Source organism: Massilia brevitalea, assembly GCF_030711405.1.
In the GTDB taxonomy this organism is placed as follows: Bacteria; Pseudomonadota; Gammaproteobacteria; order Burkholderiales; family Burkholderiaceae_D; genus Telluria; species Telluria brevitalea.
Genome location: NZ_JAULSI010000009.1, coordinates 110,165 through 136,509, shown reverse-complemented (window position 1 = coordinate 136,509; position 26,345 = coordinate 110,165). Strand labels below are relative to the sequence as shown.

The 26,345-nt window shown below is 64.4% G+C and carries 26 protein-coding genes and 1 pseudogene; 18 read left to right on the top strand and 9 right to left on the bottom strand.

Annotation, left to right across the window (positions count from 1 at the left end):
• Positions 1 to 35 precede the first annotated feature (35 nt).
• From QWL29_RS07845 to QWL29_RS07830, 4 genes are all read right to left on the bottom strand, one after another.
• A complete protein-coding gene (locus QWL29_RS07845) occupies positions 36 to 473 on the bottom strand; it encodes an IS1096 element passenger TnpR family protein (RefSeq protein WP_305822329.1) in 438 nt (145 codons plus the stop codon).
• Positions 470 to 1,570, bottom strand: a complete 1,101-nt coding sequence (locus tag QWL29_RS07840) for an ankyrin repeat domain-containing protein (RefSeq protein WP_305822328.1) — start codon at positions 1,568 to 1,570, stop codon at positions 470 to 472. The genes QWL29_RS07845 and QWL29_RS07840 overlap by 4 nt, the downstream gene beginning before the upstream one ends.
• 39 nt (positions 1,571 to 1,609) lie before the next feature.
• Positions 1,610 to 3,325: a UvrD-helicase domain-containing protein gene (locus tag QWL29_RS07835; protein ID WP_305822327.1), complete on the bottom strand. Its 1,716-nt coding sequence runs from the start codon at positions 3,323 to 3,325 to the stop codon at positions 1,610 to 1,612.
• 73 nt (positions 3,326 to 3,398) lie between these two features.
• Positions 3,399 to 4,574, bottom strand: coding sequence for an acyltransferase family protein (locus QWL29_RS07830; protein WP_305822326.1), 1,176 nt, complete (start codon positions 4,572 to 4,574; stop codon positions 3,399 to 3,401).
• A 277-nt stretch (positions 4,575 to 4,851) separates the two neighbouring features.
• Between QWL29_RS07830 and QWL29_RS07825 the strand changes: the two genes are divergently transcribed.
• The 7 genes from QWL29_RS07825 to QWL29_RS07795 all read left to right on the top strand — a co-directional run bounded on the left by QWL29_RS07825 (position 4,852) and on the right by QWL29_RS07795 (position 8,946).
• Positions 4,852 to 5,577, top strand: a complete 726-nt coding sequence (locus QWL29_RS07825) for a CHASE3 domain-containing protein (RefSeq protein WP_305822325.1) — start codon at positions 4,852 to 4,854, stop codon at positions 5,575 to 5,577.
• Entirely contained in the window at positions 5,577 to 5,846 is a 270-nt protein-coding gene (locus QWL29_RS07820) for a hypothetical protein (protein ID WP_305822324.1), read from the top strand. The genes QWL29_RS07825 and QWL29_RS07820 overlap by 1 nt, the downstream gene beginning before the upstream one ends.
• A 110-nt stretch (positions 5,847 to 5,956) precedes the next feature.
• Complete coding sequence (locus QWL29_RS07815) at positions 5,957 to 6,580, top strand: GGDEF domain-containing protein (RefSeq protein ID WP_305822323.1); 624 nt, start codon at positions 5,957 to 5,959, stop codon at positions 6,578 to 6,580.
• Between the two features lie 251 nt (positions 6,581 to 6,831).
• Positions 6,832 to 7,326 (top strand): Hcp family type VI secretion system effector, encoded by a 495-nt coding sequence (locus QWL29_RS07810; RefSeq protein WP_305822322.1) that lies wholly within the window; start codon positions 6,832 to 6,834, stop codon positions 7,324 to 7,326.
• Between the two features lie 8 nt (positions 7,327 to 7,334).
• Positions 7,335 to 7,715, top strand: coding sequence for a hypothetical protein (locus QWL29_RS07805; RefSeq protein WP_305822321.1), 381 nt, complete (start codon positions 7,335 to 7,337; stop codon positions 7,713 to 7,715).
• Entirely contained in the window at positions 7,696 to 8,277 is a 582-nt protein-coding gene (locus QWL29_RS07800; protein ID WP_305822320.1) for a hypothetical protein, read from the top strand. The genes QWL29_RS07805 and QWL29_RS07800 overlap by 20 nt, the downstream gene beginning before the upstream one ends.
• A gap of 87 nt (positions 8,278 to 8,364) precedes the next feature.
• Entirely contained in the window at positions 8,365 to 8,946 is a 582-nt protein-coding gene (locus QWL29_RS07795; RefSeq protein ID WP_305822319.1) for a hypothetical protein, read from the top strand.
• A 23-nt stretch (positions 8,947 to 8,969) separates the two neighbouring features.
• On the opposite strand, the gene QWL29_RS07790 is transcribed toward QWL29_RS07795, so the two are convergent.
• The gene (locus QWL29_RS07790; protein WP_305822318.1) at positions 8,970 to 9,533 is read right to left on the bottom strand and encodes a flavin reductase family protein; all 564 of its coding nucleotides are present in this window, start codon (positions 9,531 to 9,533) and stop codon (positions 8,970 to 8,972) included.
• Positions 9,530 to 11,170 carry an ATP-binding domain-containing protein gene (locus QWL29_RS07785; RefSeq protein ID WP_305822317.1) on the bottom strand — a complete coding sequence of 547 codons (1,641 nt, stop codon included), beginning with the start codon at positions 11,168 to 11,170 and terminating at the stop codon, positions 9,530 to 9,532. Before QWL29_RS07785 ends, QWL29_RS07790 begins: the two co-directional genes overlap by 4 nt.
• A 176-nt stretch (positions 11,171 to 11,346) precedes the next feature.
• Between QWL29_RS07785 and QWL29_RS07780 the strand changes: the two genes are divergently transcribed.
• The 11 genes from QWL29_RS07780 (at position 11,347) to QWL29_RS07730 (ending at position 24,094) form a co-directional block, all read left to right on the top strand.
• The gene (locus QWL29_RS07780; RefSeq protein WP_305822316.1) at positions 11,347 to 13,836 is read left to right on the top strand and encodes a hybrid sensor histidine kinase/response regulator; all 2,490 of its coding nucleotides are present in this window, start codon (positions 11,347 to 11,349) and stop codon (positions 13,834 to 13,836) included.
• A 127-nt stretch (positions 13,837 to 13,963) separates the two neighbouring features.
• Positions 13,964 to 14,428, top strand: coding sequence for an Rrf2 family transcriptional regulator (locus QWL29_RS07775; protein WP_305822315.1), 465 nt, complete (start codon positions 13,964 to 13,966; stop codon positions 14,426 to 14,428).
• A complete protein-coding gene (locus QWL29_RS07770; RefSeq protein WP_305822314.1) occupies positions 14,403 to 15,323 on the top strand; it encodes an NAD(P)/FAD-dependent oxidoreductase in 921 nt (306 codons plus the stop codon). Before QWL29_RS07775 ends, QWL29_RS07770 begins: the two co-directional genes overlap by 26 nt.
• Positions 15,324 to 15,671: 348 nt before the next feature.
• Positions 15,672 to 17,543 carry an AI-2E family transporter gene (locus tag QWL29_RS07765; protein WP_305822313.1) on the top strand — a complete coding sequence of 624 codons (1,872 nt, stop codon included), beginning with the start codon at positions 15,672 to 15,674 and terminating at the stop codon, positions 17,541 to 17,543.
• A gap of 70 nt (positions 17,544 to 17,613) precedes the next feature.
• A complete protein-coding gene (locus QWL29_RS07760) occupies positions 17,614 to 18,255 on the top strand; it encodes an HAD hydrolase-like protein (RefSeq protein WP_305822312.1) in 642 nt (213 codons plus the stop codon).
• Between the two features lie 181 nt (positions 18,256 to 18,436).
• The gene (locus QWL29_RS07755) at positions 18,437 to 18,907 is read left to right on the top strand and encodes a MarR family winged helix-turn-helix transcriptional regulator (RefSeq protein ID WP_305822311.1); all 471 of its coding nucleotides are present in this window, start codon (positions 18,437 to 18,439) and stop codon (positions 18,905 to 18,907) included.
• Positions 18,904 to 20,952, top strand: coding sequence for an FUSC family protein (locus tag QWL29_RS07750; RefSeq protein ID WP_305822310.1), 2,049 nt, complete (start codon positions 18,904 to 18,906; stop codon positions 20,950 to 20,952). The genes QWL29_RS07755 and QWL29_RS07750 overlap by 4 nt, the downstream gene beginning before the upstream one ends.
• Entirely contained in the window at positions 20,949 to 21,155 is a 207-nt protein-coding gene (locus tag QWL29_RS07745) for a DUF1656 domain-containing protein (protein WP_229439865.1), read from the top strand. The genes QWL29_RS07750 and QWL29_RS07745 overlap by 4 nt, the downstream gene beginning before the upstream one ends.
• A 13-nt stretch (positions 21,156 to 21,168) precedes the next feature.
• Entirely contained in the window at positions 21,169 to 22,098 is a 930-nt protein-coding gene (locus QWL29_RS07740) for an efflux RND transporter periplasmic adaptor subunit (protein WP_305822309.1), read from the top strand.
• A 13-nt stretch (positions 22,099 to 22,111) separates the two neighbouring features.
• Positions 22,112 to 23,554, top strand: a complete 1,443-nt coding sequence (locus tag QWL29_RS07735) for an efflux transporter outer membrane subunit (protein WP_305822356.1) — start codon at positions 22,112 to 22,114, stop codon at positions 23,552 to 23,554.
• 135 nt (positions 23,555 to 23,689) lie between these two features.
• Entirely contained in the window at positions 23,690 to 24,094 is a 405-nt protein-coding gene (locus tag QWL29_RS07730) for a hypothetical protein (protein ID WP_305822308.1), read from the top strand.
• A gap of 19 nt (positions 24,095 to 24,113) precedes the next feature.
• Here QWL29_RS07730 and QWL29_RS07725 read toward each other — a convergent pair whose 3' ends face one another.
• The 3 genes and pseudogenes from QWL29_RS07725 to folE all read right to left on the bottom strand — a co-directional run bounded on the left by QWL29_RS07725 (position 24,114) and on the right by folE (position 26,246).
• Positions 24,114 to 24,722 carry a phosphatase PAP2 family protein gene (locus QWL29_RS07725; RefSeq protein ID WP_305822307.1) on the bottom strand — a complete coding sequence of 203 codons (609 nt, stop codon included), beginning with the start codon at positions 24,720 to 24,722 and terminating at the stop codon, positions 24,114 to 24,116.
• 231 nt (positions 24,723 to 24,953) lie between these two features.
• Positions 24,954 to 25,229: pseudogene (locus QWL29_RS07720) on the bottom strand (transposase); the annotation flags it as partial.
• 450 nt (positions 25,230 to 25,679) lie between these two features.
• Positions 25,680 to 26,246 (bottom strand): GTP cyclohydrolase I FolE, encoded by a 567-nt coding sequence (folE, locus tag QWL29_RS07715; RefSeq protein WP_305822306.1) that lies wholly within the window; start codon positions 26,244 to 26,246, stop codon positions 25,680 to 25,682.
• Positions 26,247 to 26,345: the final 99 nt, after the last annotated feature.

Genomic DNA, 26,345 nt, shown 5'->3' with positions numbered 1-26,345 from the left:
CGATCGGAACGTAGGGCTCTGCGGCCGACTTCTCATCAGAAACCGTCATCATCGCCATATTCAAGCGGTTTGATGCCCTCCTCCATCACCAGCACGGGATAGGCTTGACCCTCCAGTGCTGACGTCTCCCGCCCCTTCCTGACAATTTCAAACTGCCACTCCGCACCCAGGTCGTAACGGTAGTACAGCTTCTTGTTGTGCCCAAGTGGGTAGAGACCGCACAGCCGCGTCTGCCAATCGTCGGTATCTCCCTCCGGCTCAACAAGCTTTGTCGACCACGCCCGCTTGCCGTGCGGCGTATTCGCCACGTAAAACTCGGAGAGGTGATCACCATCGAAATCCAGGACCTCAAGGATGCATGCCCCGAGTTCCTCCAGGGTGGACTCGGCCTGCAAGGCGAGCACGAAGCGATAGTCTTCAACGAGATGGGCACCGGAGATACAAGTAATCGACAGTGTCAGGATGGTATTCATTGCTCGGCCCGGCGCCGTTCGGCGCGGTGGATGATGGGATCGGGTGTGGGCGGCAGGCCGGCAAGTCCGAGCAGCTTGTCGATACGCCGGTCATGCCAGGGATCGGCAAATTCTTTTACGAGTGGGAGGTTAAGGGCGGAAAACGCCGGCACCCATGCATCGGCGCCGTCAGGGCCGGGCCGGCGCAGCGATAACGCGGGAGCGAGCTGGTAGACGCCAGTAGCGATGCGCTGGAACAAGCGCCGGTTGTAGGCGTAGTCACGATCGATCTCGTTGCGCGCCAGGATGCCCGAGAGATAGGCGCGCTTCTTGCGTTCCGGCGCCAATACGCTGGCCGGCATCTTGTCGTAAGCGGTAAGCAGGGTACCGGCGTCGAAGCCGCCGCGGTCGCTACGGTCGGCATTCCCGAAGCAATACTTGAACAGTACCCACATCAGTTGCAGCATCAGGTACTCGGCGTGGCGTGCGTCGAGGCGTACCAGGCGCTCGCCCGACATCACGTCGATGTGCGAGGGCGCCACCAGGCGGTAGACCGCGCCGAACGGGCCCTGCGCATAGCTCGGATCGCGCAGTGCGGTCGCGATGGCCCAGTGCAGGGCATTGCGGCCCAGGTGGTCGACGGCGTTGGTGTCGGCGCCGCGTTCAAGCAGGGCTTCGACCAGGGCGACATTGCCGGCCGCCGCGGCGGCCATCAGCGGCGTCTGGTTCATTGGCGTGCGATGCTCAACCCCATGCTTGTCGCACAGTTTCAGGATGTCCTTGAAGTTGCGTGCGAAATAAGCCTGGTAGTGACGCCGGCCGTAGACGGTGCCATGGGCCGGAAAACCCTGCGCCTGTTCGTAGCCGGCATCGTGCGCCAGGAACCAGGCAAGGACGGGCTCGTCGAAGCAGGTGGCGTAATCGTAGAGCTGGCCCTTGGTCTTGTTGCCTGGCGCTTTTTCCAGGAAGACCTTGGACAGCGTTTCACGCAGCCTGGTTTCGTCGAGCACCGGCCAGGGAACGGGCGCGGTCTTCAGGATCATGCGTTCGATCGCGTCGGCCTGTTCCTGCTTGCCTTGCAAAGCCAGCTTACGCGCCTCCCTCTGCCACTCTTCCATGCTCGATGACTGGGCGGCCACCTTTTCCGGTGCGCTCAGCTATGCGATATCGAGCAGGCGCAGCAAGGGATGGCCGCTGTCCGATTCGACAAGGTAGACGCTGCGAATGGCGCGCGTCAGGGCCACATACAAGGCATTGACATAGAACTTGTAGATTTCGAGCGACTTGTCGCTTTTGTCTTTGGCGCGGCTGTATTCCAGCTCGTCGCCTGCGAGATCGTCCGCGCCAACGCCTTCCGCGATTGCCGAGAATTCAGCGCGGTTGTCGGACACGAAACGGTAGAGGACGATGCTGTCGTACTCAAGACCCTTGGCTTCGTGGACCGAAAAGATCAGCGGGGTGTCGAAATGCTTGCGTGCTTCGGCTTTGTCCTCGTCGCGCAGTACCAGCACCGCAAAGCGGGTCGAGCGGCGCGTTTGCGCATTCAAGTCGCGCCGCACGGCATCGCTGTCGGCCAGCAAACTGACGGCGCCGGCATCCTGGTTCACGGCATCGACCAAAAAATTGCTCTCGCGGTCAATCGAGCCGAAGCGCCTGTGCTTGATTTTCAGGAGTGTGTTGGCAATCCGCGTGACTTGCTGACCATTCCTGAAATTAGCCCGAAGCACTTGCAATTGCTGCCGCTCGGCCAATTCGGGATCTTGCCAGAACAGGCTCTTGACTTTGCCCCAAGAGAAAAAGTTGGGGTGGACAATCTGGTTCGAGTCGCCACATAACAAGAACTGTCCCGGTTTGTTGAGCATGCCGAGCAGCAGCGCCAATTGCACCGGCGTCAGGTCCTGCACCTCGTCGATCACGATAAAATCATAGCGCGGCTGCGCCTGCTGCCGCCATTCATGGGCTACCAGATTCAGGTCGAACAGCCGGGCTTCGCGCAGCCACGCCCGGTATTTCTCGAAGAGCGCATACAGGGCGCCGCGCTCGCCGGACGCGAAGATCGACTGGCGCGTGCCGAGCGCCACATACTCGTCGCGGGTCAGCACGCCGCTGGCGCTTGCGGTGATCACGCCCCGGATTTCCTCGAAGGCCTGGTGGGCGTCGATACCCTTGAACTGCTGGCGCATGCGCGCGAACCAGGCGGAAAAATCGGGCCAGCCTGCCTCGCGGCCGGCCGGGACGCGCAGCGATTCGAGGAACTCGCGGAAGGACAGGAAATCGGTTTCCTGCCCTTCCCGTTCGAAGCCATGCGCGTAGTACAAATCGCGCGCGGACTGAGCCAGATACGCCGACAGCGTCACATAGAGAACATGGCCTTGCGCCTGCTTCATTTTCTCGAGCGTCAGCGCGGTCTTGCCGCTGCCGGCGCTGCCGACGATGATCAGGGGAGCGGACTGCAGGTAGACCTTCAGCTGCGCATCGTCGAAGGAAATGACCTTGTCGAGCCAATGCACCCGGGGCTGGCTCGGGTTCAGGTAGGTAACTGGCTGGGCTTCCCCGATGGCTTCGACCGGATCGGCCGACGGGACCTTTGCATCGTCGATCGTGGCGCCGCGCAGGAAGCGCGATTTATCGTAAGCGTGCTGCTCGATCACTTCCAGCATCAGCGCATAGGTTTCTCCGTTATAGCGAACGATAGAGAACAGCAAGCGGTCGGCATAATCGAGTTTCGCGCGGTAGAACTTACCGTGCGTAAGATTCGATAATTTCTTGACATCGGCTGCACGGAAATCGTCGCGCTCGATCGCGTCGCGTACCTTGGTGTACAAGGTCTTGTTACGCGGCGGAGAGAATTCGACGTACTCGAGGATTTTCATAGGGGCAGGATATGTGCTGGCAATGGGTAATTATGGGCACCGATCGCCACTGTCGGCTGGTCGAGCGAAAACGTCAACCGCCAGGCGCGCTTGTTGGACAGTTTTGGGCGCGCGAATGCTCGGCGCCGATGTGAAATGCTGTGACGCGCCCTTTGCCCAGTTCACACCAGCGGCCCAAGGGACGCTCGACCCATCGATGAAACAGTGCGCCAACGAGCATACTGGCCGCCCATGCAGCGCAGACGCCCAGCGCTTGCGTTTCAGGCCGCATAGCGACGAAGCGCACAAAGGCGGCATTCATGACCAGGCAAATCGGAAAGTGGACCAGGAAGACCGAATACGAGGCATTCGCAGCAGCGTGCAAGAAAGATGCTGTGAGTGAACTTGCTGTGGACAGGCTCCGGCGTCCAAACATGAACAGGAAACACGCAACGACCAAGGCCAGGGCGATGCGTTCCCTGAAGTCGGCTGCGAGCGCCGCCAGGGCCGGGATCAGCAGCATGCCGAATAAAATGGTGACTGCTTGCGGTGACCGCTTCGTATCGCTGGCCCACCAGGCCATGGCGCCCAGCCCATAGCTGCCAAAGAAATAGAGCGCCGTGATATCCCAGCTGGATTGCCGGTTGAAAAAGAAGAGTGAACTGCCGACTGCCGTCACGATGAGCATGGGCACCAGCCAGTTGACTAGTCGGCCAGCCGGCAAGCACCGGGAGCCCCATAGCAGCATGGTCATGAGCAGATACAGCTGGAAATCGATCGCCACATACCAGGCGCCGGCGGACAAGGCGTCGTAGCCAAGCAGGTCATGCAGCAGCAGCGCATGCGCGCCAAGTTGAGCAAAGCCTGGAGGAGCAGAAATCGACGGGTGCGTCATCCAAAGACTGGCCAGCGCAGATGCGCCAATCGCCAGCAGCATGGCGACCAGGAACGGTGGCGCTAACTTGAGATAACGGCGAAGGATCGTTTGCAGGGGATGGTCAATGCCGGGCACGCCATGCGGAGAAAGCGACTTCGCAGCCAGGAAGCCGCCGATAACGAGGAAGACCTGCACCGCAATCCGCGCATCATCCGCCAGCCAGTCGAACAGCCCCGGCGCCAGCACCCGCGCGTGATCCGCCATCGGCCCATAGAAGGCCAGGTGATGCAGCACGATCAGCTGCGCCGCCACGACCTTCAGCACATTAATCAGACCATACTGTTTATCTTGATTCCCGGCCAAACCGGGCGCCGCCATTACTGCTGTATTCATTCCGACCTCACCTGCTTTACCTCCAACATGTCCGCTCGACGTAACCCAAGCAAACAATGCTGTCGATACTGCCGGCTGGCCGCATCATAGCCGAGCTTGCAACTTTGTGTCGTCCTTATAGCTGAGCTTGCAATACTGTTGCCCTCGTGGAGGAGTTGCACTTCTATTCAATGTGTTACCCTCCCCGAATGCGCAAGCGTGAACGGAAGCAGTGCATGCACCGTTCATGCAGCACTCCCGCGCAACGTTTTCGTTATCCAAGGCGTGGCCTCACCTGATGAAATTTGAAACCAAGATCAAAGCCGCGGCAGCCGCCATCATCCTGGTCATGTCCACGGTTGCTGTCCTGCCGATGATCGTGAACCGCCAGGTCACGGTCGTCATGGACGAGCTCGACAGCGCGGCGAACGTCGAGCGCTTGCAGCTGACCTTGCTGGAAAGCCTGCTGAACGCCGAGACTGCCCAGCGCGGCTTCGTGGTCACCGGTAACGAGCGCTTCCTCGAACCCTACTATTCCGCCGTTAACGGCATTCCCGCCACCCAGGCCGCGCTGCGTAAGGAAATGACGAGCGACGCCGAGATCGCGCGCGCCGAGAAAATCGAACAAGCCACGGCGGCCAAGTTGCGCACCGTGACGGAAACGATCAACCTGCGCCGTGAACGGGGTTTCGATGCGGCCGCCGCCCTGATTGCGTCCGGCCTCGGCAAGCAGCAGATGGACGTGCTGCGCCAGCTCATCGGTAACGAACTGGCCGTGTTTGCGCAGCGCCGCAGCCAGCTCAGCGATCAATTGCGCGCCACTTCTAACTCGGCGGCCACGGCCAGCCTGGTCGCCACGCTGACCAACATCCTCTTCCTCGGCGGCATGCTGCTCGCCGGCCAGCGCGTGCTGCGCCAGCGGAATGCGGCCGAGCTCAAGGCCCAGGCCGCCGCCGAACAGGCCGAGGTGACGGCCGAGCGCATCTCGTCACAGAACGACTGCTCTTCCGCAGTGCCGAGCTGATGCATTCGCTGGAGCTGGCGGAGTCGGTCGACGAATCGGCCGGCATCATCGCCAGCTATTTGCCGCGCCTGCTGCCGCAACTGTCGGGCAGCCTCTACCTGTACAACAACTCGCGCGACCTTCTGGAACGCAAGGCCGGCTGGGGCGTGTTCGATGGCGAACCGGAGACCATCGAAGCGCTCGACTGCTGGCGCTGCGGCGCGGCAGCCCGCACCTCTACGTCGGCGGCGACGGGCTGGCCTGCCGGCATGCATCCGATACGGGCGTAGACCGCCTGTGCCTGCCGCTCGTCACGCAAGGCGACGTCATCGGCTGCATCACCGTTACCGGCGACGAGCTGGCCAAGGCCGGGGAAAACCAGCGCGCCTGGATCGGCCAGGTGGCCGAGCAACTCGGGCTGGCGCTCAGCAACGTCAAGTTACGCGTGTCGCTGCGCCAGCAGTCGATCATCGACCCGCTCACCCAGCTCTACAACCGCCGTTACCTGGACGAAGTGCTGAAGCGCGAGCTGGCCCGCTCCAGCCGCAGCGGCGTGCCGCTGAGCGTGCTGGTGCTCGACCTCGATCACTTCAAGCGCATCAACGACACCTATGGCCACGAGGGCGGCGACGCCATCCTGCGCAAGGTGGCGCAGGCGCTGCGCGAGAACATCCGTTCGGGCGACGTCGCCTGCCGCATGGGCGGCGAGGAGATGATCGTGCTGCTGCCCGAGTGCGACGCCGAGAATGCCGTCAAGCGCGCCGACGCGCTGCGCCTGGTGATTGCGGCGGGCGACGTGCTGCACAATGGCCAGCGCATCGGTGCGACCGCGTCGATCGGGGTCGCCTCGTATCCGGCACATGGGCACAACACGCAGACGCTGGTGCATGCGGCCGACCTGGCGCTGTACGAGGCCAAGCATGAGGGGCGTAATTGCGTGCGTGTGGCGCAAGCCAGTGCATTGCTTGAACTGGGCAGGCAGGAGTCTGTCGCGGACAATCAAGAAGAGCGCGGATCCAGCTAAGAATTTTCTTATCTCGACAGGAATTTAACAGCAGATCCCGGCGTCAAACCGGCGAGTTTCTCGATCGAACTCGTCGTCCGTTTTTTTCTCCGCTCATCAACATCTCCGGCAATTGCCATGCGCTCTAGGCATTGACGTTCCTTAACGTCGGCCAGTAATCCTCGCTCCACAATCTCGGCTGTTCGAATCGCGTGCAGCGACCTGCTTGCGCTCACGAACACACCCATTTGACGATCAGGATTGGAGCGAACATGGCTATCGACGCATATCTGCAAATAGACGGAATCAAAGGTGAGTCCCAGGACGACGGGCACAAGGGATGGATCGAATGCCTCGATGTGGACTTTGGCGTGACACAGCCGCGCAGTGCAACGGCATCCACGGGTGGCGGCCACACTGCGGAGCGTGCCGAGTTCGACGACATCCTGCTGTCGAAGATGACGGACCTGTCGACACCCATCCTGCTTCAGCACTGCGCGATGGGCAAGACCATCCCGAAGGCGAAATTCGAATTCATGCGTGCGGATGGCGATGGCAAGCCGATCAAGTATTTCGAGATCGAGCTTGAGAATGTGCTGATCGGTATGTGCAAGCCAGGTCTCCAGCCGGGTACCGGGATGACCGAAAACATCTGTCTGAAATTCTCGAAGGTCAAATGGAAGTATACGCAGCAAAAGATCGCAGGCGGTACGGGCGGCAGCACCCTGGGTGGCTGGGATTTGGCCATTAACCGAGTCGCTGCATAGGTCACGGCATGCCGCTCGATATCGAAAAATTCGTCAAGCATTTGCGCACAAACGCCGGGAAGTACAGTAAAGGCCAATGTGCGAAATACGTTCGCCTGGCCTTGCGGGCTGGAGGCAGCATCGTTCCAGAACAACCAGGGCATGCGAAGGAGTACGGGCCTGTTCTGCGAAGAATGGGTTTCAGCGAACTTGCAGTGGAAAACTCGGCCACTTACCGGTTCATCAAAGGCGACATCGTCGTGATCCAACCCTATCTCGATCAACGCAAGTCAGGACACATTGCAGCTTTTGATGGCCGGATCTGGATTTCAGATTTTATTCAAAAAGACTTCTGGTCCGGTTCCGGTTATCGCACTCATAGGCCAAGTCATGCATTCTATCGTCCTTAGACATATCACTTCTGCCGTGTTGATCATCTTCAGCGGCAGCCTCCTCGCTGCTGAACCGGGACCACGTGTCCTGAGCGAGCCGGTGCTGGGACTGCGTTATGAAGCCGCGCGCGTCAAATTCGACCTCCTGCCTGCACAAGCGCTAAGCCATTGCGAAACAATGCAGGACACGAAGTACAGGCGCAGCATCTCGTTCATTTTTGCGCAAGCCGAGGCTCCATCGGGCAGAACCTACTACATCAGTGGAGGATATGAAATCAGGAACGACGAGCGGGGGTATGCACGTTTCCAAACCGGTAACCTAGGCGCTGTATTTTTTACAGAAGGAAAGTCGTGCACCTATATCGACACAGCCCGTCAGGTATTCGAGGACCGTCTATTCGACGAAGAATTGCCGGAATCCGTACTCAAGCTGTTGGCTGCGGATATCCCCAAACGCTTTGAAAAAGCGTTCGGTGGCGCGGACAGGCTGCGCACAGAACTCCGCAAACAACACGTGGACAAGAGCGCTCTCCCACCCGAGCTATTGGCTACGTTGAAGCCTTACTTCACCGATCAATAGCGCGGCATTTTCAGGCCGAGATGCATCGGCCTGGGAAACCACTGCCCTTCGACACTGCAACCAGTAGTTTTTTCGGAGCCGAGCACGATGCAATCTGTTGACTTCAGCCGTTTCCTCGTCACAGCCTTTCTTACTTTCATCAACTACAGCGCATTTGCAGCGTTGCCTGCTCCTGATATCGCTACCGATCCCGTACTTGGCTTACGTTATGAAACGGCCCGCGTCAGGTTCGATCCTTTGCCGAAGCACGCAATCGCAAACTGCGAATACATGAATGACGAACCAGGCTGGAAAAGTGTATGGTTCATCCATGCACAGGCGCAAGACTCTTCGGGCAAGATTTATTTTGTCATCGGCGGCTACGACATTGGCAGCAACGCGGTCGGCGCTCAGAAGTTCTTTACCAATGTCTACGGCCTCATCGTTGTTACCGACCGGGGAACGTGCATCACCCTCGATGAAACAAGAGAAACGTTCGAGGCTAAGCCGTTCAATGGAGAAATTAAAAGGCCTGTTCGCAAGCTGCTCGCGACAGACTACGCAAGAAGACTGGAGCGCGCATTTGGCGGCGCTGAACAGTTGAGGACCGAGATGCGCAATCAGTACGTGGACAAGGACACGCTTTCGCTCGACATGCAACGAGCGCTCAAAGCCTACTTGCCCAGATAGCGGACCGGATGCTGGCTAGACCATTACGGCTCCTTCGCCAGCATCCCCTTCGTCTTCCGGCTGATCACCTTCCCCGCCACCATGAACTCCCCGGCCCCCGTGTAATGCAAGGTCTCCGGATGCTTCGGCGAGCGCGCCACCCTGGCCGCCACCACTTCCCAGATAAAGAAGTTGTACTTCTCCACCAGGCAATCGTCATGCAAGCGGCAGACAAAATTCGCATGGCACTCGCGAATCACCGGCGCCTGCGCATCGAACCCATCTTCGACCGTCAGCCCGAAGCGCTCGAACTTGTCCACCTCGCTCCCCGAACAGGTACCGATCCCCACCACCGCATCCACCAGCGCCGCAGTCGGCACATTGATCACGCACGCCTTGCTCCGCCGCACGAGCTCGAAACTGTGGTTCGACGACGCAATCACGCAGCCAACGAGAGAAGGCGAAAACTCCATCACCGTATGCCACCCCATGGTCATCACATCGCGTTCGCCTTCAAACGCTGAACTGAGCAGCACCACCGGCCCCGGCTCCAGGTAGCGCCGCACCTGCTCCAGCGGCAAGTCCACCTTGTCGAAACGGCGTGTCATGTCGACGCCTCGCTGCGGTCCAGCATCTGCAACGACGCCCGGTCGCTCATCACCATCACCAGTTTCAATCGCGCCCGCGTCATGCCGACGAACAGCTTACGCAGCACCAGCTCGTCCATCTGTTCGAAGTCGATCTCGGTAAAGATCAGGCAAGGCGCGCTCTGTCCCTTGAAGCGGTACACCGACTCGGCCAGCAAGCCACCTTCGCGGAACACCGGATTGCCGAACAAGTCGTAGGCGCCGGTAAACGAACGCAGCGTATGCGAGTCGCTCAGCCTGTCCATGTTCAGGATGGTCGACTTTTCGCGCCCGCGGAACGAACAGATGGCAATGTCCTGGCGCTGGAAGCCGGCCTGCAGGCACAGGGTCACCGCGCGCCGGGTCTTTTCCAGCATGGCCTCCACGTCGCCCTCGGGATAGGTCAGCTCCTCGATGTCGGCGCCCTTGAACGGGCTGCCCGCCTCCACCGGCTGGCGCGCCGCGCCAAGCGACTGCAGCATGCTGACGATCTGGCGTGGGCTGCGGTAGTTGGTGTTCGAGTGCAGCACCACCCAGCCCGGCAGCGGCACCATGGCGCGGCCGTACAGGTTCTGGTCCGGGTCCTCGAGCCAGATCGCGCGGCCATTCTCTTTTAGCATGCCCAGCACGATGTCGCGCCAGGCTAGTGAAAAATCCTGGCCCTCGTCGACGATCAGCACGTCGAACTGCCAGGTTTCCGGCAGGGTGGCGGCGGACAGCGCGCCTTCGATCTTCTCCCAGACTTCCGGCGCGCCGTAGTCGGGCGTCACGTCCTGGGCGCGCATCCAGGCGTCGCTCAGCATGTGGAAGGTGGCGACGCGTCCGCCGGCCGGCACCAGGCGCTCGATGTGGTCGGCCAGCGGCCGGTTGAAGCACACGTATAGCGGGCGCAGCCCGGCGTCGATGGCGGCGGTGTATTCGGCCAGCGCCAGCTGGGTCTTGCCGCTGCCGGCCGTGCCCACCACGCGCAGGCGGAAGGGCGAGAATTCCAGCCGCCGCGCCCAGGTGGCGAGACCGCCGGACAGGCGCGTCACCATCTTCACGGCCGAGCCGATCATGGCGCTCGGGTCGGGGCGCAGGCTCAGGGTGTCGCCGAGGAAGCGCGTCACCCTGTCGAAGTCCTCGGTCTTCTCGGTCAGCGGCAGCGCCTCGCGGATCACTTGCGCCAGGCGGCCCTTGCGCGTGGAATCGATGATGTGGGCGGGGTCGATGCCGGCCAGGTGCGGGTCGCGCACGATGTAGTCGGGACAGTACAGCAGGTAGTCGATCGACAGCTCGCCCTGGTAGCGCCGGCTGAATCCTTCGATGGTGTGCAGGATCTGGGTGCGGATCTTGCGCGGCTTGCCCTGGTAGTTCTTCACCAGGCCGTCGCGCGTTTCGTTCAGGAAGCCGGCGACCTGTTCGATCAGCAGCATGCGCCCGTTCGGCGCCACCACGATGAAGTCGACGTCGCCGTACACCGAGTAGCCCTGCTCCACGTTGGTCCAGTGCACGCCGTGGTAGATGACGTAGGGATCGTTGACGAAGCGCTTGTCGAGCAGGGCGAGGGTTTCGATCTCGCGCGCGGCGGCGCCGGTGACCGACATTTCGCGCCAGCCAGTAGGGTGGATTTGGGCCATGGTGGTTTCCAGCATCTGCCGAGACGATGATGACAAGATTGTAACGGTGTTCGCGTGAAGCAAACACACTGTTGGCAGGCATTTGCCAGGAGACGCACGCATGACGTATGGAAGCGCTATGCAATTGCCATAAGCTACAATCGCCAATGCAATTAGGCCACCGACAGGACAGATGCATGAAGCCACACCAAGAAGGCTTGGATTTCGACGGACTCAAGAATGTCCTGGCCATCGCAGTACGTGGCGCGCCCTACGCCGTTACCCTGCAGAGCATGCTGGACGAGGCGCGCCGCATGATCGGCGAGCAAGCCTGGGCCGCCATCTACCTGGCCGATGACGCCTGCGCCCAGCTGCGCCTGGCCGCGGCCAGCGGCCTGCCGCCGGACTTTGCCGCTGCGCTGGCGCTGGTGCCGGTCGGCCCGCGCGAAGCCGCCTGTGGACGGGCCGTGCATTCGGGCCAGATCATCATCGTCGACGACGTGCTGGCCGAGCCGCTGCTGGAACCCTATCGTCCGCTGGCGGCCAGCCACGGCGTGCGCGCCTGCTGGTCCTTCCCGCTGCATTCGCCGGGCGGGCGCGTGCTCGGCACCCTTGCCTTCTACCACCCGGCCCCGAGCGCGCCAAGCGCGGCGCTGCGCGGCGAGATCGCCTATTTCGCCGACCTGGTCGCCCTGCTCACCGAGCGCCACCTGCGCGAGCAGGAAAACGAGGCGCGCCACGAGCATGCCCAGCGCGCGCTGGCGGTGTTGGTGGCCGACGCCGAACGCGAACGCCGGCTCTACGAAGCGGTGCTGTCGAACACGCCCGACCTGGCCTACGTGTTCGACCTCGATCACCGCTTCACCTACGCCAACGCGGTGCTGCTGCAGATGTGGGGCATGACGCGCGAGCAGGCGCTGGGCAAGAACTGCCTCGAACTCGGCTACCCGGACTGGCACGCGGAAATGCACGGCCGCGAGATCGAGCAGGTGCGCGCCACCAAGGCGCCGATCCGGGGCGAGGTGCCGTTCAACGGCGCCTTCGGGCGCCGCATCTACGAATACATCTTCGTGCCCATCCTCGGCCCGGACGGCGAGGTCGAGGCGGTGGCCGGCACCACGCGCGACGTCACCGACCGCAAGCGCTTCGAGGAAGAGCTGCGCGACAGCGAGCAACACTTCCGCACCATCACCAACGCCATGCCGCAGATGGTGTGGACGGCGCTGCCGGACGGGGCGATCGACTACCACAACGAGCAGTTCTACGATTTCGTCGGCCTGCAGCCGGGCCAGGCCGAGGGCACGACCTGGGCCGAGCTCATGCTGCATCCCGACGACCAGGACGGCGCACACGCGGCCTGGATGGACTGCGTCGCCAGCGGCGTGCCCTACGAGCGCACCTTCCGCCTGCGCCACCGCTCCGGCGAGTACCGCTGGATCCTGACGCGCGGCCTGCCGCTGCGCAGCGACGCCGGCGAGATCGTCAAGTGGCTCGGCACCGACACCGACATCCACGAGAAAAAGCTGGCCGAGGAAGCGCTGCAGGAAGCCAACCACCGCAAGGACGAGTTCCTGGCGATGCTGGCCCACGAGCTGCGCAACCCGCTGGCGCCGATCAGCGCCGCGGCGCAGGTGCTGCGCATCGCGCCCGGCCAGCCGGACAAGGTGCGCCAGTACAGCGAGGTAATCACGCGCCAGGTGAACCACATGACGACGCTGGTGAACGACCTGCTCGACGTCTCGCGCGTCACGCGCGGCATGGTGCAGCTGGAGATGGCGGAGGTCGACATCAAGGCGGTAGTCACCCAGGCCGCCGAGCAGGTGCATCCGCTGATCGAGGCCGGCGGCCATGCGCTGACCGTGCAGCTGGGCGCGGCGCCGGTGCTGGTGCGCGGCGACCGTGCACGCCTGATCCAGGTGACGGCGAATTTGCTGGCGAATGCGGCCAAGTACACGCCGGCCGGCGGGCGCATCGTGCTGTCGGTCGAGCCGGCGGACGGCAAGGTGCGCATCGCGGTGCGCGATAACGGCAGCGGCATCGAGGCGCAGCTGCTGCCGCAGGTGTTCGAGCTCTTCGTGCAGGGCAAGCGCACGCCGGACCGGGCCCAGGGCGGCCTCGGGCTCGGGCTGGCGCTGGTGAAGAACATCGTCGGCATGCACGACGGGCAGGTGGCGGCGCACAGCAAGGGGCCGGGACGGGGCAGCATGTTCACGGTGGAGCTGCCGCTGGTTGCGCGCGCAGATCGCCCGGGTCCGGGGCCAGCGGCGCAGGCGATGCCGGCGGCGTCTCCTGTATCGGGCGCCGCGGCGCGCAAGCCCCTGCGCATCATGCTCGTGGACGACAACGTGGATGCGGCCCAGACCCTGGCGGCGCTGCTGGAGGGGGTGGGCCACTTTGTACGCACCATCCACGATCCGCGCCAGGTGCCGGCCGCCGCGGCGCAGGAGGTGCCGGATGTGTTCATCCTCGACATCGGCATGCCCGACATCGACGGCCACGCGCTGGCGCGCCGGCTGCGCGAACAGCCGGCATTGCGCGAAGCGGCCTATGTGGCGCTGACCGGCTACGGCCAGGCCAGCGACCGCGCCAGCTCGCGCGCGGCGGGGTTCGATCATCACCTGGTGAAGCCGGTGGATGCGGGGCAGTTGCTGGCGCTGCTGGATGAGCGGTCAAACGCCTACGCTTGAAATCCGGCCTGCGGCTGTGACCCCACCGTACGGTTAGCGCCAACGTAGAACTGGGCCATAACTGGAAATCTCGGCTTTTTAACGGCACCCGCCCCACTCTGCCCATTTTTGTACTATCATAAGTTACATGAGACGCGACAGCAAACTATCCTCGGTCCTGCACCTGCTCCTGCACATGGCCCACAGCGACCGGCCGCTCACTTCCGACGAGCTGGCCGGCTTCCTCCACACGAACCCGGTGCTGGTGCGGCGCACCCTGGCCGGGCTGCGCGAGCGTGGCTATGTCGGCTCGGGCAAGGGCCATGGCGGCGGCTGGATCGTCACGGCCGACCTGCACACGGTCACCCTGCGCGACATCTACGACGCCGTCGGCGCGCCGACCGTGTTCGCGATGGGAAACCGGGTCGACGCGCCAAGCTGCCTGGTCGAGAAAGTAGTCAATCAGTCGCTGGCCTCGGCCTTCGACGAAGCCGAAGCCCTGCTGATCAGCCGCTTCGCCGGCGTCACGCTGGCCGAGCTGTCCGATCGCTTCAACGCGCAGTACACCCAACATCGAGGAGCCCACCATGCACACCACCCCGAACCAGACTGAGTTCGACGCCATCGTCATCGGCGGCAGCTATGCCGGCCTGTCCGCCGCCATGCAGCTGGCGCGGGCACGGCGCCGCGTGCTGGTGATCGACGCCGGCCAGCGCCGCAACCGCTTCGCCACGCACTCGCACGGCTTCCTCACGCAGGACGGCACCGAGGCCGCCGCCATCGCCGCCCAGGGCCGCGCCCAGCTGCTGGCATATCCGAACGTGCGCTGGGTCGAAGGCAAGGCGGTGCAGGCCGCGCCCGAGGGCGAGGGTTTTCGCATCGCGCTGGACGATGGCGCCAGCGTGCACGGGCGGCGCCTGGTGCTGGCCACCGGCGTCATCGACGACCTGCCGGCCATCGTGGGCCTGCGCGAGCGCTGGGGCCGGAGCGTGTTCCACTGCCCCTACTGCCATGGTTACGAACTGGACCAGGGTGCGATCGGCGTCATCGCCACGGGCGAACTCTCGATGCATCACGCGCTGATGCTGCCGGACTGGGGTTCTGTGACGCTGTTCCTGAACGGCGCCTTCGAGCCCGATGCGGCGCAGCTGGCGGCGCTGGCCAGCCGCGGCGTGGCGCTGGAGCGCACCCTGGTGGCGCGCATCGAGGGCGAGGCCGACGTGGTACTGGAAGATGGCCGCACGCTGCCGATGGCGGGGCTGTTCGTGATGCCGCAGATGCGCATGGCGAGTCCGGTCGCGGAGCAGCTCGGGTGCGCGATGGAGGATGGCCACGCGGGCCAGTTCGTGCGCACCGATGTGATGAAGGCGAGCAGCGTAGCGGGCGTGTTCTGCTGCGGCGACATGGCGCGCGCGGCAGGGAACGTGGCGCTGGCCGTGGCGGATGGGGCGATGGCGGGAGTGGGGGCGCACAGGTCGCTGATCGAGGCGTTGAACGTCCCGGCGTAACTTCTGGCCCGCTGCACTGACCGTATGGTGGGCACGCTGTGCCCACGCGGAATGCCGCGCATTGCCAGCTTCCTTCGGTGACGCGATGCGGGCCGACCGCTAACGTGTCCAAATGATCATCCGGACACGCCGCGTTTTGGCGGCATGCACGATACAAACGCGGCCAACACCACGCACGCATCCGCGTGGGCACTTCGTCATTGATGCCCCCGGCATCAATGACCCCACCGTACGGTTACCGCCGCCGGTACAATCGCGCGTCGCGTGAACACTATCCCCACCCTCCTGCCGCGTTCCCATTGGTGCTAGACTGCACGCGCCGACCGACTTCCGACGCTCCCGCATTCGATGCCCGATTCAAGCCTGTTCAAACACCTTACCGCCAGCACCATCGTCACGGCCACCTGCGTCCTCGGCCTGCTGTATTTCGGCCGCGACGTGCTCGAACCGCTGGCGCTGGCCTCGATCCTGAGCCTGGTGCTCGCGCCCCTGATCCGCACCCTGCGCCGCGTCGGCCTGCCGCAGCTGCCGGCCACGCTGCTGTCGGTGGTCCTGGCCGGCACCTGCGTGGTCGGCATCGGCACCATCCTCGCTTTCCAGCTGGTCGCCGTCACGCGCGATTTGCCGCAGTACCGCGCGGCGATCAAATCCAAAGTGGAAAAGGTGCGCGAGATTACCGAGCGCCCCTTCGCCCGCCTCGAGGCCGAGCTGAGCGCGGTCACGCCGCAATTCGCGCCGCCGCCGGCGCCGCCGGTGACGGTCAAGCGCGGCACGCTGACCACCGCCGCGAATCAACCGCTGCCGGTGGAAGTGCGCGCGCCGCGCCCGACCACGCGCGACGCGCTGGCGCGCCTGCTGTCGCTGGTGCTGGGGCCGATCGGCGAGGCCGGCCTGGTGCTGGTGCTGCTGGTCTTCATCCTGCTCGAACACGAATCCCTGCGCGACCGCGCGATCCGGCTTGCCGGCCAGGCCGAGATCGGCCGCACCGTGCGCGCGCTGGCCGACGCCACGCGCGGCGTGTCGCGCTTCTTCCTGTCGCAGTTCATCGTCAATCTCACCTTCGGCGCCCTGATCGGCGCGGTGCTGTGGGCCTTTGGGGTACCGCACGCGTTGCTGTGGGGCGCCCTGAGTGGCCTGATGCGCTTCGTGCCCTACCTCGGCATCATGGCTGCGGGCGCCATGATCGCGGTGTTCGTGGCCGCCATCGACCCGGGCTGGACGCTGGCCCTGTCCTGCCTGGCCGTGTTCGTGGGGCTGGAGCTGCTGGTGGCGAACGTGATCGAACCGAAGGTGTATGGCCACAGTTCCGGTTTGTCGCCGCTGGCGGTGATCGTCTCGGCGCTGTTCTGGGGCGCGCTGTGGGGGCCGATCGGCCTGCTGCTCTCGACCCCGCTGACCCTGTGCCTGGTGGTGGCCGGGCGCCACGTGCGCGCGCTGGAACCCGTTACCATCCTGCTCGGCGAAGTGCCGAACGTGACCCACTCGCAGCGCTTCTACCAGCGCGTGCTGAGCGGCGACCGGCGCGCCATCATCGAGGACGCGCGCGGCTACATCGCGCGCCACGGCTTTGCGCGCTATTGCGACCAGGTGCTGCTGCCCGGCCTGGTGCTGGCCGCGGCCGAGCAGCGCGGCAACCAGATCGACAAGGCGCAGGCCGAGCATATCCGCGCCACGATCGCCGACGTCGCCAACGCGCTCACGCCGGTCTCGGCCTACCCGGGCAACCGCCGGCGCCAGCGCGTGTCGCTGCTCGACGCGAACGTCGGCGCCCACCTGCGCAAGATGCGCGAAGAGAAGCTGGGCCGCTGGCAGGGTTCGCTCGACGTGCCCGCGCGCTCGGTCGTGCTGTGCGCCGGCCTCGCCACCGAGCGCGACGACCTCCTCACCGAGCTGCTGGTGCGCACCCTGCGCGAAGCCGACATCGATGCGCGCAGCACCGTCGTCGGCGCCGAGCAGGAAAGCCCGGGGCCCGATGCAGCCGACCTGATTTCGACCGTGTTCATCACCTACCCGGTCGAAGCCACGCTGGCGCAGTGGCTGGACGCGGCGCAGGACCTGCACGCGCGCCTGCCGAACGTGCTGCTGGTGACGATCCGCCTGCCTTTCGGCGAAGCTTCGGTCAGCCAGGCCGTGGTGCAGGACCACGTCGACATGGTGCTGCGCTCGTTCGAGGAGGGCCTGGCCTTCGTGGCGCCGGAACGTACCGCCCAGGCTGCCTGACCCTGGCGGAACAAGGCCTGCGGGCGCCCTTGTGTATCATGCAAGTGCGCCCACCGATTCTCTTGTCAGCATGACCTACCGTCTCGCCATCTTCGACTTCGACGGCACGCTCGCCGACTCGTTTCCCTTCTTCCTCAGCGTGTTCAACCAGATCGCCGACCAGCACGGTTTCCGGCGCATCGACATCACGCAGGTGGAACGCCTGCGCCACTACGAACCGCGCGACATGATGCGCCACGTCGGCATGCCGCCCTGGAAGCTGCCCCTGGCCGCCGCCAGCTTCAAGACCCTGATGAGCGAGAACGCCGGTCAGGTGCGCTTGTTTCCTCAGGTCGACCATGCCCTGCGCGAACTGGCGCGCGGCAATCTTGAACTGACCATCGTGTCGTCGAATTCCGAATACAACGTGCGGCAGGTGCTGGGGCCGGAACTGGCTTCCCTGATCAGCCAGTATGAATGCGGGATGTCGATCTTCGGCAAGACCTCGCGCATCCGCAAGGTTGTGAAGCGGGCGATGGTGGAGCCGGCGGCGGCGCTGTACATCGGCGACCAGGCCACCGATGCCGAGGCCGCGCGCAAGGCCGGCGTCGATTTCGCGGCGGTGCACTGGGGGTATGCGCCGATCGAGGTGCTGCGCAAGGTGGCGCCGGAGCATGAGTTCGAGCGGCCCGGGGCGCTGGTGGCGATTTCTACTTTGCAGGCTAATCGCTGACTTGTAGGGTGGGCACTCGTGCCCACGCGGTGATCGTTATCGGCTCCGATATCGTGCCGGATGATCTTGCCGCTAGCTATCACCGCGTGGGCACAAGTGCCCACCCTACGAATTCGTCCCTCGCCTGCAAAAAAATACTTCGCATGCTAAACTTTAGCACTCAAACGAATTACTTCTCGGCATGGACTCCTTCGATCAAACCCTGATGCAACTCACCGCGACGCTCACCCACGCCTCGCGTGCCTACAAGGCCATGGCGGACAAGGTCGCCTCGCAGTACAGCCTCTCCCAGGCCACCGCCCTGCCGGTGCTGATCCTCGGCCGCCTCGGCCAGGACGGCGTGCGCCCCGGCGTGCTCGCCGATGCCCTGGGCCTGGAAGCCTCGTCGCTGGTGCGCGTGATCGACCTGCTCATCGAAAACGGCCTGGTCCAGCGCCACGAAGACCCGCAGGACCGCCGCGCCAAGCTGCTGCAGCTCACCGCCGACGGCCAGACCCGCGCTGCCCAGATGGAAGAAGCGCTGATTCCCTTCCGCCGCAATCTGTTCGCGGAGTTCGCGCAAGCCGACATCGATGCCTGCCTGCGCGTGCTCACCGGCCTGCAATCGAAGACCCGGTCCTGCGACCCGGCCAATGGGGACAAGCAGGCGTGAAGCTCTTCAGCAAGGCCGAAGTTTTGTTTTCGGTAAAAAGTTTCACGGCAGCGATGCTCGCGCTTTACCTGGCGATGCGCATCGGACTGCCGCGTCCATTCTGGGCGCTGATGACGGCCTACATCGTCGGCGCCCCCTTTTCGGGTCCCACCCGCTCGAAGGCCCTGTACCGCTTCGGCGGCACTTTCCTTGGCGCCTTTGCCACCGTGCTGATCGTGCCGGCGTTTGCGAACTCGCCCGAGCTGCTCTCGCTGGCACTGGCGCTGTGGGTCGGCGGCTGCCTGTACGTGTCGCTGCTGGACCGCACCCCGCGCTCCTACCTGATGATGCTGGCCGGTTACACCGCCGGCCTGATCGCCTTCCCGGCCGTGAATGACCCGGGCACCATCTTCGACATCGCCCTGGCGCGGGTGGAGGAAATCCTGCTCGGCATCACCTGCGCCACCGTCGTGCATTCGCTGGTGTTCCCGCAAAGCTTTGGCCCGGTGATGCTGGCCCGTCTCGACCACGCCCTGCGCGACGCCCGCAACTGGATCGCCGATGCGTTGTCGCCGAATGGCGATGCCAACAGCCCGGGCGACCGCCGCAAGCTGGCCGGCGACATCACCGAGCTGCGCATGATGGCCGTGCACCTGCCCTTCGACACCTCGCACCTGCGCTGGACCGGGCGCGCCATCCACGCGCTGCAGGAACGCCTGGCCGCGATGGTGCCGATGCTCTCGGCCATCGAAGACCGCCTGCTGGCGCTGCGCCAGCTGGGTGCGCTGGAAGAAAATTCGCGCTGGCGCACGCTGCTGGCCGACATCACCGCCTGGGCCGGCACCCGCAAGGACGACACGCCGCAGGACCCGCAGCGCCTGCGCGCCGCCATCGATGCCCTGGCGCCCCAGCCTTCGCGCAACAGCAGCTGGCTGGAACTGGTGCAGATGAACCTGGCGGCACGCCTGCGCGCCCTGGTTGACGCCGGCGCCGAGGCGCAAACGCTGCGCCGCCATATTGGTGCCGGCGCGACAGGCGCCCTGCCGCTCGAAGCGCGCCACCTGCCCGGAGTGCCGGCCAACGCCCTGCACCTGGACCGCGGCATGGCCGTGGTGTCGTCGCTGGCGGCGATCATCGCCACCCTGGCCGGCTGCGCCTTCTGGATCGCCACCGGCTGGCCATCGGGCGCGGCGATGCCGATGATGGCCGCCGTGATGTCCTGCTTCTTCGCCACCCAGGACGACCCGGTGCCGTTCATCAAAGGCTTCCTGGTGTGGACGATTTATTCGGTGCCGCTGTCGGCCTTTTACCTGCTGGCGGTGCTGCCGGCGATCCACAGCTTCGAGATGCTGGTGCTGGCCTGCGCCCCGGCCTTCCTGGTGCTGGGTGCGCTGATCGCGCGGCCGGCCACCTTCGGGCGCGCCATGCCGTTTTTGTTCGGCATCGGCGGCACACTGGCCCTGCAGGACACCAACACGGCCGACGCCGCCTCCTTCATCAACTCGACCCTGGCGCAATTGGCCGGGCTGGCGTTGGCGGTGCTGGTGATCGGCATGTTCCGCAGCGTCAGCGCCGGCTGGACCGCGCGCCGCCTGCTGCGCGCCGGCTGGAAGGAACTTGCCACTATGGGCGATGGGCGCCAGGCGCCATCGATGCCGGAATTTTCCGCGCGCATGGTGGATCGCATCGCCCTGCTGACGCCGCGCCTGGCGATGGCCGGCGTCCAGCAGGATCTGCAGGCGGCCGATGCCCTGGTCGATTTGCGTATCGGCCTGAACATGACGCAATTGCTCGCCGCGCGCCACGAACTCGGCCGCAGCCAGGCCGCGCTGTGGGCGCTGCTGGAACATTTGTCGCAGCACTTCGATGCACGCCCGCATGTCAATGCCGAAGAAGACGCACGCCTGCTGGCCTCACTCGACAACGCCTTGCGTTCGGTGAGCGCGGCGCAAACCTCAAGTGCGCAGCGCGACGCCCTGGCGGCCTTGGCCGGCATCCGCCGCGACATGTTCCCCGAGGCGCCACCTTATCAACCCTCGCCCGTATTAGAGAAGGAGATCCGATGATCGGCGAAGTCAGCCTCTACGGCATCTATGTTCCCCCGCTGCTGCTGCTGGCCCTGCTCGCGCTCGTGGTCTCGCGCCTGTTCAACTGGGTGCTCGCGCGCACCGGCCTGTACCGCCACATCTGGCATCCGGCGCTGTTCGATTTTTCACTATTCGTCATCGTGCTCGGCGCGCTGGTGTTCTTTGGTTCCAATCTGTTCTGAATTTACTTTGACCATGTTCAAGAAATTTTCTCTTCCGGCAGTGGGCCGGGTCGCTATTACCCTGATCGCCGCCGCCGGCGCCGTGTATGCGGGCTGGCAATTGTGGCGCCATTACGAAGTCGAACCCTGGACCCGCGACGGCCGCGTCAAGGCCTATGTGGTGCAGGTCGCGCCCGACGTCACCGGCCAGGTGACCAAGGTGTACGTGCACGACAACCAGCAGGTGAATGCGGGCGATTTGCTGTTCGAAGTCGACCGCGCGCGTTTCGAGCTGGCCCTGCGCCAGGCCGAAGCCGCCGAGCAATCGGCCCAGGCCGCGTTGAACCAGGCCCAGCGCGAATCGCGGCGCAACGTCCAGCTCGACGACCTGGTGGCGCTTGAGACCCGCGAGCAAGGCCAGTCGCGCGTGGAAACGGCGCGCGCCGCGCTGGCCCAGGCGGTCGTCAATCGCGACACTGCCAGGCTGAACCTGGAACGCACGCAGGTGAAATCGGTAGTCAACGGTTTCGTCACGAATCTCGATTTGCGGCCGGGCGCTTACGTCAGCGCCAGCCATCCGGTGATGGCCCTGGTCGACCGCGGCTCCTTTTACGTCGAAGGCTATTTCGAAGAAACCAAGCTGCCGATGATCCACCTGGGCGACCGCGTGACCGTGTCCCTGATGGGCGCGCAGCAAAAGCTCGGCGGCCACGTGGAAAGCTTTGCCGAAGGGATTTCCGACCGCGACCGCACCACCGGCACCAACCTGCTGCCAAACATTAACCCGACCTTCAACTGGGTCCGCCTGGCGCAGCGCATTCCGGTGCGCGTGGCGCTCGATCCGGTGCCCGCCAACGTGCGCCTGGTCGCCGGCCAGACCGCCACCGTGCAGGTGTTGCCGGGCGAAGCCAGGCCTGCTCCCCGTGCACAAGCAATGGCGGCGCCAGGTTCGCTGAAAAACTGATGGCTTGATCATGATGGACTATCGAACTTTTCCCTTGAAAGCGGCGGCGGTCGCGGCATTGTTGGCCGTGAGCGCCTGCACTACCACCGTCGGCCCCAACTACCATGTGCCGGACGAGGCTGCCGTGAAGCGTCCCGATGCGGCGGCGCCGTTTGTCGGCGCTGCCGAACCGGCCTTCCAGTCCGCAGCGCTGCCGGAGCAATGGTGGCGCCTGTACCATGACAGCACGCTGGACGGACTGGTCGATAAGGCGTTTGCCGCCAACACCGATCTGCGCGTGGCCGCCGCCAACCTGGCGCGCGCCCGCGCCGTGCTGTCGGAAGCGGAAGAACTGCGCCGGCCGGAAGCCAGCGTGTCGGCCGCTCCGGCGTACGGCCGCGCATCCGGCGCCGCGAATGGCGTGCCTGGCTCGATGGCGGACCGCGCTACCTACGACACCGGCCTGCACGTGTCTTACCAGCTCGATTTGTTCGGCAAGATCCGCCGCGCTGTGGAAGCGGCCGGCGCCGATACCGAAGTGGCCCAGGCAGCACTCGATCTGACCCGGGTAACGGTAGCCGCCGACACGGCGCGCGCCTACGCCGAGGCTTGCTCGGCCGGGCAGCAGATCGCGATTGCCCAGCAATCGGTCGACCTGCAGCGCAAGTTTGCCGATTCCACTGCGCAGCGCGTGAAACTGGGACGCGGCATGGCGCTCGACAACAGCCGTGCGCTGGGTCAGCTGGAACAATTGCGCGCGGCCCTGCCGCCGCTGGCGGCGCAGCGCCGCACGGCCCTGTACCGGCTGGCGGTGCTCACCGGCGAAACACCGGGCAACTTCCCGAAGTCGGTGGCGCAATGCGTGACAGTGCCGCAACTGGCGGCGACGATTCCTGTGGGCGATGGCGGGGCCCTGCTGCGCCGGCGCCCGGATATCCGCCAGGCCGAGCGCACGCTGGCGGGCGCCACGGCGCGCATCGGCGTAGCGACGGCGGACCTGTATCCGCAGATCAGTCTCGGACTGACGGCGGGCAGCAGCGGCGGTTTGTCGGGACTTGGCGAAGGCAATACCTTCCGCTACAGCCTGGGACCGCTGATTTCCTGGACCATTCCCTCGACCGGCACAGCGCGCGTGCGCATCGAGCAGGCCGAGGCGAGCACGGCGGCATCGCTGGCGCGTTTCGACGGCGTGGTGCTGAACGCCTTGCGCGAGACCGAGACGGCCCTGACGTCGTATGCGCGTGAGCTGGACCGGAATGCGGCCCTGAAGGCGGCGCGCGACCAGAGTGCGCTGGCGTCGAACCAGGCGGCCAGGCTGTACCGGTTTGGGCGCACGGATTTCCTGACCACGCTGGATGCGGAGCGCACGCTGGCGTCGGCACAGGCGTCGGTAGCGGCATCGGATGCGAAGCTGACGAGCGACCAGGTAGCGCTGTTCCTGGCGCTGGGTGGCGGCTGGGAAAAGGCCGGAGAATAAACAAGCGCCAGCGACGCATGCCCGACATGCGCAAAGCGCGGCCTTCGAGAGGATTCGCCTGCGCAGTTGCGGCGTGCGGAGCGGCCGTTCTATACTGGCTGAGGCGCTATGTCGCGCCGGACCATGGAACCTTGCATGCGAAAACTTCTCCTACTGACTCCCCTGCTGCTGGCCGGCTGCGTCGACGACTCGGCCACGTATTACATCGAGGGCAACACGCATGCGCTGACCGTGCGCGCGGTGCAGGAGCAGTTCTGGAAGAAGGAAGTGACGCTGGACCTGATCGCGGCGCGCATGCCCGATTGCCAGCGCCGCTTCGCGCTGGGCAAGATGCCGGTGTCGGATGTGGAACTCGAATTGTTCGGCTCTGGCGACAATGTCTATACGATCCGTTCCGGCGATACGGCCTGGCGCTTCGAAACCGGAGGCTGCAGCCAGATGGAAGAACCGGAACAGGTGACCGGGCAGCCGCTCGGCCTGTTCCACTTCGACGACAACAATAACCTGGTGTTCGAAGAGGCGGAAGCGCCGAAGGAGTAAGCTGGTCTTTCAGAGATCGCTAGGGACGCAGCCAGCCGCGCTTGATTGGCGTGCGCAATACGCGCCGATACACTACCTGCATCTGCGGTACCACCAGCGCCGCCAGCGCCTGCCCGGTGCGGGTATTCACCAGCACGGCCGCCACGCCCGACGTGACCAGGGCCCCGGCCATGTCCAGCGGCCAATGCACACCCAGGAACACGCGCGCCCAGGCCACGACCACGCCCAGCGCCAGCAAGGCAATGCCGAAGCGCCGTGCCGCGATCAGGGGACCGAAGGCCAGCGCCAGCGCCACCGAGAACATGCTGGTGCCGTGGTCGCTCGGGAAGGACGAGTCCGGTGCGTGGAACATGAAGGTCTGCCCGACCTCGGCCATGAAGGGACGCGGATGGAACCAGGCCAGGCCGATCATCTTGTTGAGCGTCAGGGCGATCACGGCGGCCATGAACGCGCGCACGGCCGCTTCGCGCCCGGCGGTATCGCCGTTCATCCACATCAGCACCAGGCCGAGCGGCAGGATCATGATCACCCATTCAGCGGCAAATACGGCCCCATGCAGGCGCCAGCCTTCCAGGCCGGGAGCGGAATTGATCAGTGAAAACAGGTACAGGTTGAGTTGGTCGAACATCGGGGCGCCGGCTTGAATGGAAAACAATCGCTCCAGCGTAGCTCAGCCGTTTGGCGCGCACGGTTTGAAATCGCAACAGAATGTGACAAGGCAGAAATTGACTGCGCAGCACAGGTTGGTGCGACCGCTGTTGTTATCAGTTTATACAATGTCGGCGCAAACACGCCACACCGCTGAGCTGGCCTAACGGGGCCGCATCAGCCGCTGCAACTGGGCCAGCTCGACGTCGCGCCCGAGCGTGTCGAGCGTCTGCTCGAGCAGGGAGCGCTCGCCGTTGCGCAGCATGGTCCATTGCGTGAAGTATTCGTGCACGGTGCGCCAGGGCGGAAAATCGCGCGGCAGGCTGCGCCAGGCGGCGCCCGTGTGCAGGAACCAGAGCACGGCGCAGTACACGTCGTACAGATCGTGCTTGCGCGGACGCGTCTTGCGGCGCGCCGCTTCAAGTGTGTCGCGCACGAGCTCGAACTGCTCGCGCCCAATGTCGCTGGGGAATTCGGGCCGGGCCATCACGTTCGCCCCCTAAATCTGCTAGCGAGAACGTACACAAAAGTGTGCAGCGTTCTCTTCCTGCCCCGAACCGTCCTACCGACCGTGTTCGTACCTGACAGGCGTTACTTTCCCACCTCCCGCCGGTGACTGGCCGGCGGCAGTGTCCAGCGTCGCCGCTGGACTCGCCACGGGTAGCGCCTGTCCTGCCTGGAGGGCAGCGGTGGCGAGCCGCTCAAAATTGACTGCCGCGTTGACGCCGCGGTTGTGGTTCGCACCGCCGGGATCAGCCCCCTCGCGCTCGCAGCGCTGCAGCATCTTGTCCGTAATCCCGAGCAATGTCGCTGCGTGTCCAATTCAAATGGTGCTTTTCATGTTCTTCATTCGACACTTATGAGAACATGAAGTTCGACCAGGGTCTGAGGGCGAAGTTAATGAACAGGTTCCTGGCGAGCCGGGACGGCCCGTGATTTAGTCGCGTGCCAGCGCCAGGAACTCGGTGCGCAGCGCCAGGTTCGGCTGCAGTTCGCCCAGCATGGCCGAGGTAATGGTTTCCTCGCCCTGGGTACGGATGCCGCGGCTTTCCATGCACATGTGACGGCACTTGACGACCACGCCCACGGCTTTCGGTTCCAGCACTTCCATCAGCGCGTTGGCGATTTGCATGGTCATGCGTTCCTGCACCTGCAGGCGCTTCGAGAAGATGTCGACCAGGCGGGTCAGCTTCGACAGCCCGACGATCTTGCCATTTGGTACATAGCCGACCGTGGCCTTGCCGAAGAACGGCGCCAGGTGGTGCTCGCAATGGCTGTAGACCGGGATGCCGCGCACCACGATCAGTTCGTTGTACTGCTCCGCGCCATCCTCGAAGGCCTTCAGGACTTCGACTGGATCCTGGCCGTAGCCGGAGGTCCAGTGTTTCCAGGCCTTGGCAACGCGCGCAGGCGTTTCGTGCAGGCCGGGACGGTCGGGATCTTCACCGAGGCTGGTCAGCAGACGGCGCCAATCCTGTTCGGTAAATGCTTCTTTGTCAGACATGAAATACCCTAAAAATACGATTGCCGCCAGTATATAGAAAATGCGCGGATGCTTCCGGCGCCTGCCGATTTCTTGAGCAAAACGGACTCCTCTGTTGCG

What these genes read in the sequence shown, in the direction of transcription:
- QWL29_RS07810 (WP_305822322.1), top strand. Translation starts at nt 6,832, where the DNA reads ATGGCTATCGACGCATATCTGCAAATAGACGGAATCAAAGGTGAGTCC.
- QWL29_RS07845 (WP_305822329.1), bottom strand. Translation starts at nt 473, where the DNA reads ATGAATACCATCCTGACACTGTCGATTACTTGTATCTCCGGTGCCCAT.
- QWL29_RS07790 (WP_305822318.1), bottom strand. Translation starts at nt 9,533, where the DNA reads ATGACACGCCGTTTCGACAAGGTGGACTTGCCGCTGGAGCAGGTGCGG.
- QWL29_RS07830 (WP_305822326.1), bottom strand. Translation starts at nt 4,574, where the DNA reads ATGAATACAGCAGTAATGGCGGCGCCCGGTTTGGCCGGGAATCAAGAT.
- QWL29_RS07755 (WP_305822311.1), top strand. Translation starts at nt 18,437, where the DNA reads ATGGACTCCTTCGATCAAACCCTGATGCAACTCACCGCGACGCTCACC.
- QWL29_RS07785 (WP_305822317.1), bottom strand. Translation starts at nt 11,170, where the DNA reads ATGGCCCAAATCCACCCTACTGGCTGGCGCGAAATGTCGGTCACCGGC.
- QWL29_RS07820 (WP_305822324.1), top strand. Translation starts at nt 5,577, where the DNA reads ATGCATTCGCTGGAGCTGGCGGAGTCGGTCGACGAATCGGCCGGCATC.
- folE (WP_305822306.1), bottom strand. Translation starts at nt 26,246, where the DNA reads ATGTCTGACAAAGAAGCATTTACCGAACAGGATTGGCGCCGTCTGCTG.
- QWL29_RS07835 (WP_305822327.1), bottom strand. Translation starts at nt 3,325, where the DNA reads ATGAAAATCCTCGAGTACGTCGAATTCTCTCCGCCGCGTAACAAGACC.
- QWL29_RS07795 (WP_305822319.1), top strand. Translation starts at nt 8,365, where the DNA reads ATGCAATCTGTTGACTTCAGCCGTTTCCTCGTCACAGCCTTTCTTACT.
- QWL29_RS07730 (WP_305822308.1), top strand. Translation starts at nt 23,690, where the DNA reads ATGCGAAAACTTCTCCTACTGACTCCCCTGCTGCTGGCCGGCTGCGTC.
- QWL29_RS07805 (WP_305822321.1), top strand. Translation starts at nt 7,335, where the DNA reads ATGCCGCTCGATATCGAAAAATTCGTCAAGCATTTGCGCACAAACGCC.
- QWL29_RS07770 (WP_305822314.1), top strand. Translation starts at nt 14,403, where the DNA reads ATGCACACCACCCCGAACCAGACTGAGTTCGACGCCATCGTCATCGGC.
- QWL29_RS07800 (WP_305822320.1), top strand. Translation starts at nt 7,696, where the DNA reads ATGCATTCTATCGTCCTTAGACATATCACTTCTGCCGTGTTGATCATC.
- QWL29_RS07780 (WP_305822316.1), top strand. Translation starts at nt 11,347, where the DNA reads ATGAAGCCACACCAAGAAGGCTTGGATTTCGACGGACTCAAGAATGTC.
- QWL29_RS07735 (WP_305822356.1), top strand. Translation starts at nt 22,112, where the DNA reads ATGGACTATCGAACTTTTCCCTTGAAAGCGGCGGCGGTCGCGGCATTG.
- QWL29_RS07840 (WP_305822328.1), bottom strand. Translation starts at nt 1,570, where the DNA reads ATGGAAGAGTGGCAGAGGGAGGCGCGTAAGCTGGCTTTGCAAGGCAAG.
- QWL29_RS07745 (WP_229439865.1), top strand. Translation starts at nt 20,949, where the DNA reads ATGATCGGCGAAGTCAGCCTCTACGGCATCTATGTTCCCCCGCTGCTG.
- QWL29_RS07825 (WP_305822325.1), top strand. Translation starts at nt 4,852, where the DNA reads ATGAAATTTGAAACCAAGATCAAAGCCGCGGCAGCCGCCATCATCCTG.
- QWL29_RS07725 (WP_305822307.1), bottom strand. Translation starts at nt 24,722, where the DNA reads ATGTTCGACCAACTCAACCTGTACCTGTTTTCACTGATCAATTCCGCT.
- QWL29_RS07740 (WP_305822309.1), top strand. Translation starts at nt 21,169, where the DNA reads ATGTTCAAGAAATTTTCTCTTCCGGCAGTGGGCCGGGTCGCTATTACC.
- QWL29_RS07765 (WP_305822313.1), top strand. Translation starts at nt 15,672, where the DNA reads ATGCCCGATTCAAGCCTGTTCAAACACCTTACCGCCAGCACCATCGTC.
- QWL29_RS07775 (WP_305822315.1), top strand. Translation starts at nt 13,964, where the DNA reads ATGAGACGCGACAGCAAACTATCCTCGGTCCTGCACCTGCTCCTGCAC.
- QWL29_RS07760 (WP_305822312.1), top strand. Translation starts at nt 17,614, where the DNA reads ATGACCTACCGTCTCGCCATCTTCGACTTCGACGGCACGCTCGCCGAC.